This window comes from Liberiplasma polymorphum, assembly GCF_043951795.1.
Classification (GTDB): Bacteria; Bacillota_I; Bacilli_A; order Izemoplasmatales; family Izemoplasmataceae; genus Liberiplasma; species Liberiplasma polymorphum.
This window is the reverse complement of sequence record NZ_JBIOAG010000028.1, coordinates 21,047-27,756: the sequence shown is the minus strand read 5'-3', so window position 1 is coordinate 27,756 and position 6,710 is coordinate 21,047. Positions and strand designations below refer to the sequence as shown.

The following is a 6,710-nucleotide window of genomic DNA, read 5'->3' as shown; positions in this document are numbered from 1 at the left end:
AGTTGAATGACATTACATTATATCATAAATATTTGATTTTAAAAGGGGGTTTTATTGTAGTTTTATCAATGGTTTTTATGTATAATAAGATTAAAGCATGAAATAAAGGAGGTGCCTAGATTGCTAAATTATTTTAAACAGGTAAAACGTGAGACTTGGTTTGCATTTTTAGTGGTATTTTTAGCGATTAATATAGGCTATTTTTTCACTATACCTCCACTTGAGATTGGTGTGATTTGGCCGGCAATTGGCTTTATGTTTGCGTTTGCGTTAAAGTATGGTAAAAAGATATTCCCTGCTTTGTTTATCGCTAGTTTACTTGCCCGCATCATTAATGCGTTTACTTATGACCTCTCAATTTTTACAATTTTAATTCATCCTTTAATCATAACCACGCATACGCTAATAATAATTTATCTTGCAACGCTTATTGCTAACCGTTTAAAGATGACCCCCAAACTAACTATTATAAATAGTATCTATTTTACAGTATTGGCTCTTGCAATAGCACTGTCACAAGCAGTCTTAGGAAGTTTTACTTACTATTTATTTTTTGATTTTACACTAAGAGAAACTTTATCGTCAATCTCCGTTTGGATGATCGGTGATTTTTACGGACTTATAATATTTGGGGTTCCCTTATATAACTCATTATTATTAGATAAAGACCCTTTGATTGCTAAACCAAAAAAAGAAACCATTTACTTGTTTTTAGGGTTTATTCTATTTAGTTTTTTATTTTTTAATAACTTTTTTTCTCATATACGTTTTGATGAGCATAAATATATTTTTATGGGCTTCTTTGTTCTTATTGCATTTCGTTATAAATATCAAACCGCTTATATAATGTCTTTTTTAATATTAATTTTTATGGTGTTTTATCCCCCATATTTTGGTAACATATCAAATATTCAATACGTCATTGATATTAATACATTTTTAATTACTAATATCTTAATCGTCCTTGTATTAAAACATTTTTTAAGAGAAATTAATGAAAGTGAAAAAATCATTTTACAAAAAAGTCAACGCCTTGATAAACTGATTAACGCAACGCAAAGTTTGTTTGCCTTATCAAGTGATCTTGATACATTAGAACAAGGAAGCATTCATAAACAGCTTGAAAAAATGTTTAGAATGATCTTTGATTTATTTGAAAAAGCTGATTATGGTTCGGTTTCGTTACTTACGGATACCGCTTATTATATTGACTGTATTGGATTTGATAAAGACCATTTAAACACACTTAAAATGCCGACAGATAACTGGATATATTCTTTATCTGGTCCAAATATTATTAAAGATACAGAATCATTAATCAAAGCGGATTTAAAAGATATGTATCCTTTATATGCAGAAAATAATCCTAAGGTTAAAGAAAGTATCTACTTGAGTTTGCGTTTAAGTGAAACGGTTATTTGTGATATGAGTTTTGATCTTAAAGTTGGTAGTGCTTATAGTTTTAACGATTCAGATCTTCAATATTTTTCTTCATTGCAAAAACTTATTGAAAGTTATTACACTTCGCAAAAAGTTCTCATTGAATATGATGAAATCAAAGATGATATTGTCTTAAGTTTGCTTCGAACACTTGAACTATTCGATCCTTATACTAAAGGGCATAGCTTAGATGTTGCGCACTTTTCACGTGCGATTGGGCAAGCTTATAAGTTAGATCAATTAACCCAAACCGATTTATACTGGGCAGCGATTTTACATGATGTGGGTAAACTAGGTCTTGATGGTGACATCATTAGAAAATTAGATACCTTAACAATTAATGAATATGAAGAAATTAAAAAACATACGGTCCTTGGCTACGAAGTATTAAGAGAGTCAAGTGAACTACAACGCATCAGCGAGTTAGTTAAATATCATCATGAAGCAATTGATGGGTCTGGTTATCCAGATGGAATATCTGGTGATTTAATTCCCTTTGGTAGTAAAATTTTACATGTCGCTGAAGTGGTTGCATCGATGGGGAGAACACAAAGTTACAGTAAACAAAAATCCAAAGCTGAAATTATTTCTGTATTAAGAAAGCAATCAAATGTTCAATTAGATTCTGAAATTGCACAAACGGCTATTGAACTCATAAGAAACGGTTTCATTGATCATTATTATGAATAAAAAAACACGCACATTTTAATAAGTGCGTGTTTTTTTGTTTTATTTTTTTTGCTTTTCAAACAATGCTTGAACCGCAAAACTAGCTACATCATACGCATATTTTTTTGGTCCAAACCCAGCATCATAACCCAATTCTTTTGCAAGGCTATGATTAATGCGTGCCCCACCAATAATAACGATAAAATCATCGCGCTTTTCTTCGGCTTCTAAGAGTTCGATGAACTCGGTTAGATTTTGAATATGCACATCTTTTTGCGTTACAGTTTGAGAAATCAAGATCACATCAGCTTGATGCTTGATTGCTTCTTCAAGTAAAGTTTCATTATCAACTTGACTGCCTAAATTAATTGCTTTAATACCTTTATATCGTTCTAAGCCGTAGTTTCCCGCAAAACCTTTCATGTTCATTATCGCATCAATACCGACTGTATGCGCATCAGTACCTGTTGATGCCCCAATAAATACGAGGGGTTTTTTAAAGTTGTTTTCAATAAATTGCTCTACTTCTTCTTTAGTCATTGCACCGTGTTCAACTTCTGTGACCTTTATGTGTGAAGGGTCGATTTGGTGAATCAACGTCCCATAAATTATATAGTAACTAAATGCGTCACTTAATGGGGTTGCGTGAACAACACTCGGGTTTTGTAAACCCATTTTTAGCGCAAATGCTTTAGCGGTTTCCTCACCCATTGCATCACATGGTAATGGCAGTGTAAAACTTACTTGTACTAACCCATCATTCAAGGTGTCTCCATAAGGTCTTATGAGATTATTTTTCATACTTTGCCTCCTTTAAACGGGAGATCATGAAATCTAGTATTGGATTTTGATAATCCTCATGCGTTATAAATACACCATCTAATCCTTTTCCTGCGTTTTCGTAACGAGAAATTGAAGCAAAACGACCTTCTTCTAACGTTTTAAATAAGCCTTCGTTTTTGATGGTTTCTAATAAGTTTTGGGCATTATTTAGTACTTCGTGTGATCGTTTGACGATAATTCCATCTTTTTTATACGTGATTTCATCCCCAAAATCTTTAAATGCTTTCTCAATATAACTAGCATTATCAAGTGCTAAAGCACGGTCACTTATAAATGGTGTATGAATCGCTTCGGTTAACATACCTAATAGATGGATAGACTGATGACTTGTGACTGCAGCAATATTAAATAATGCATTTTGAATATGACCTTTGAAAATGTCGCCTGTCATATGTTTCGTAGGTGGCATATATTTAAGTGGTGCGTTAGGAAATATTTCTCTAGATAATTCGGCTTGAGCAAGTTCATATAAAAAACTGTTTTCTTGATTAGGATCAATCTCATAAGCATGACCTAAACCCATTAACGATTCATCCATATAAGCACTTTTAGCAAACTGTTCATTAATAAACTGTGAAGCAATAACCGTGTGCGCATGTTCAAATGCATCAGAAGTGGTTAAGTAATTATCTTCACCTGTATTAATAATGATTTCAGCATAAGCACTTACTACACGAGAAAAATATTGATCCACAAAGGTTCTTTTCATATTAATATCTCTAAAAATAATACCGTATAAAGAGTCATTTAGCATCATATCAAGTCTTTCAATTGCACCTATTGCAGCAATCTCAGGCATGCATAAACCGGAAGCATAATTTACCAGTTTTATGTAGCGGTCTTCTTCTTTAGAGACTTGATCAAGTGCTTCACGCATTAAACGGAAATTTTCTTGTGTTGCATAGGTCCCACCAAAACCTTCCGTTGTAGCTCCAAAAGGCACATAATCTAACAAGGACTGACCTGTTGTACGAATAACAGCGATAATATCTGCACCTTTTTTGGCAGCAGATACAGCTTGTTTAATGTCTTCGAAAATATTACCAGTAGCCACAATAACATATTTATCCGGGGTGGTTTTACTCTTTTTAGTGCTAATTAAGTTTTTACGAATATCTTTCATGAGATTGATTTGATTAAATACTTCTTCAAAGTAAGGCGTTAGTTCGTGCATGTAAGGACACTTTGGGCTATCTTTATAAATCGCTAAAGAAACCTCATGATTAGCCACCTTTGAAGCTATCTCTTGAGGGGGCTTTTTTAGATCATGACAAGCATAAGCCATGTAATGTAATGACCCTTTACTAATATCGCCTTCTTTTTTAATGTGATCGACGATCGTATTGACTAAAGGGATATCAATTTGATTGACGCCGTCAATACCTAAAAATCTTAACAAGGCACGCTCTACTGATACGGTAGAATGCTTTTCTATAAATGCATATATATCACTGGATATGGTTTCAGCATCCAATCGGCATTTTTCTATAATTTCTTTATTTAAATGTAATTTTGACATTTCATCACTCCATTCTCATGACGTCAAATATTGGGGTATCAATGGCTTTTTTTATTTCTGTTAAAAATTGAGACGAACTATAGTTTTCTCCACTAGGCTGTGTTGGATTAATGGTAATGGCAATGAGTGGAATGGTTTTTCTTACGCTTATGTTAACACCATATTTTTTTAAGTAATCTAAGGTTTTTGGTTTGGCTATAATTTTGGTTGGATCATCAATAATTAAGTGATAGTTTTTTTCATTGCTTTTTAATAACTTGTTTATAAAGTTTTCTGTTATAGCACCTTCAATATATAAGGCTTTTAAGGGGGTATCTAAACGTTCTAGTACTCGGCTAAAATCCTCGATATTTTTGTGGGGTATATACAAGTCCTTTTTTTCTGTTTGAAGCATGATTTTTGCGATGGGATTAAACCCTTTAACGCGTTCGAATTTAAAGTGTTCATCAATACGTTTAGTCACTTCAATAGTTTCTTCCATTGAACTAGCCACATTTGCACCGGTTGCTAAAACAATGGCATCAATGTGTTCTATGTTTGCGAATGTTTTACGGTTAAATGCACCATCTATAAAAATCTTATCAGCAAATTTCTTTAGTGTATTAATTAAAGTGTTAAGATCTTTATTTGTAGTCGGCCCTGCAACAACAACATGGGTTTCTGCTTTAAATCTAACTATTTTTATAACCCCAAGTGCTGTCTTTAAGTTTGTTGTTTCTATTGTTTCATAAGGTGTATCAACAGCATCTAAACACTTTTTTGCGGTTGCAACAATCATGTTTTTAGTGATCCGAATCTTAGGCTTTGGTAGATAGTTCACTTGATCGTAGTCTTCTCCGTCTAAACCTATACTTGTAATCGCAATGGGTATGGATTGATAAAATGATAGTATCGCATTTAATGATGTTGTTTTTCCGGTGTTTTTTGCTAAACCAATAATCCCGATTGTTTTATAAGGATCAATGATTGATTTCACGTTTTATACGCTCGTTTCTTAGTAAGTGTTTCGGTTCTAAACTAATGCGTTCACCTTGTAATAATCCACTAACACCATCACGATGTTCTGATTTACATGATTCGCAAGAGCAATCTGACTCATAGTGAAGGGGTTCTGAATAGGTTGTGATAACACCTTCATAGTTTCTTAGGACTATTTTTCCTGGTGCACTTGATATGACGTAGTTTGGCATTACAGGGATTTTACCGCCCCCACCAGGTGCATCAACAACAAACGTTGGTACTGCAAAGCCTGATATATGACCACGTAGCCCTTCTATAATTTCAATCCCTTTACTGACAGGGGTTCTAAAGTGTTCAATACCCATTGATAAATCGCATTGATAAATATAGTAAGGTCTTACCCTTATCGCAATTAAATTTTTAACCAGTTTTCTCATAATATGTACGCAATCATTAACGCCTCTTAATAAAACACTTTGATTCCCTAGTGGAATCCCTGCGTTTGCAAGCTTATCGATAGCTTCTTTACTTTCACTGGTGATTTCATCAGGGTGATTAAAGTGTGTATTCACCCAAATCGGATGATATTTCTTTAAGATGTTTACTAAGTTATCCGTTATACGTTGTGGCATTACAACTGGTGTTCTTGTGCCAAAACGAATGACTTGTACATGCTCGATTTCTCGTAGTTTTTTTAAAATATATTCAATACGCTCATCGCTCACTAAGAAAGCATCGCCACCACTAAGTAACACATCATTTACTTCCTCATGATTTTTTATATAGTCAATGGCCATATCTATATGATCTTTAGTCATTTCTGCATCTTTCATACCTGCAAAACGTCTTCTCGTACAATGTCTACAATACATACTGCACATATCTGTAATTAAAAATAACACACGATCAGGATAACGATGGGTTAAGCCGGGGACTGGAGAATCATGGTCTTCGGCTAACGGATCGTGTAAATCATATTTACCAACAGTAAGTTCGTTTCCTAATGGAACTGCTTGTAAGCGGATTGGACATTCGCTATTTAATGGATCCATTAAGGTTAAGTAATAAGGCGTAATCGCCATACGAAAACGTCCTAATACATCGCCAATCATCTGTTCTTCGCGTTCAGTTAACTGAATGTATTTTTTTAACTCTTCTGCATTTTTAATTCGGTGCTTAGTTTGCCATTTCCAATCAGACCATTGTGCATCTGTTACATCTTTAAAATAGCGTGCTTTACGTTCTAAATAGATATCATTTATAATTGTTTTCATCATTA

5 protein-coding genes are annotated in these 6,710 nt (G+C 33.7%); 1 reads left to right on the top strand and 4 read right to left on the bottom strand.

From position 1 onward, the window contains the following. Positions 1-120: 120 nt before the first annotated feature. A complete protein-coding gene (locus tag ACHAJD_RS07255) occupies positions 121-2,130 on the top strand; it encodes an HD domain-containing phosphohydrolase (RefSeq protein ID WP_435585195.1) in 2,010 nt (669 codons plus the stop codon). A gap of 39 nt (positions 2,131-2,169) precedes the next feature. Here the strand turns inward: ACHAJD_RS07255 and kamE are convergent, their stop codons facing one another. The 4 genes from kamE to kamA are packed head-to-tail and all read right to left on the bottom strand — an operon-like array spanning position 2,170 to position 6,705. After that, positions 2,170-2,910 (bottom strand): lysine 5,6-aminomutase subunit beta, encoded by a 741-nt coding sequence (kamE, locus tag ACHAJD_RS07250; protein WP_435585194.1) that lies wholly within the window; start codon positions 2,908-2,910, stop codon positions 2,170-2,172. Beyond that, positions 2,900-4,471 (bottom strand): lysine 5,6-aminomutase subunit alpha, encoded by a 1,572-nt coding sequence (gene kamD / locus ACHAJD_RS07245; protein WP_435585193.1) that lies wholly within the window; start codon positions 4,469-4,471, stop codon positions 2,900-2,902. The genes kamE and kamD overlap by 11 nt, the downstream gene beginning before the upstream one ends. A gap of 4 nt (positions 4,472-4,475) precedes the next feature. Then, positions 4,476-5,447, bottom strand: a complete 972-nt coding sequence (gene kamB / locus ACHAJD_RS07240) for a lysine 5,6-aminomutase reactivase subunit KamB (RefSeq protein ID WP_435585192.1) — start codon at positions 5,445-5,447, stop codon at positions 4,476-4,478. Further along, positions 5,431-6,705, bottom strand: coding sequence for a lysine 2,3-aminomutase (kamA, locus tag ACHAJD_RS07235; RefSeq protein ID WP_435585191.1), 1,275 nt, complete (start codon positions 6,703-6,705; stop codon positions 5,431-5,433). The genes kamB and kamA overlap by 17 nt, the downstream gene beginning before the upstream one ends. Positions 6,706-6,710 lie beyond the last annotated feature (5 nt).

What these genes read in the sequence shown, in the direction of transcription:
- kamE (WP_435585194.1), bottom strand. Translation starts at nt 2,910, where the DNA reads ATGAAAAATAATCTCATAAGACCTTATGGAGACACCTTGAATGATGGG.
- kamD (WP_435585193.1), bottom strand. Translation starts at nt 4,471, where the DNA reads ATGTCAAAATTACATTTAAATAAAGAAATTATAGAAAAATGCCGATTG.
- kamA (WP_435585191.1), bottom strand. Translation starts at nt 6,705, where the DNA reads ATGAAAACAATTATAAATGATATCTATTTAGAACGTAAAGCACGCTAT.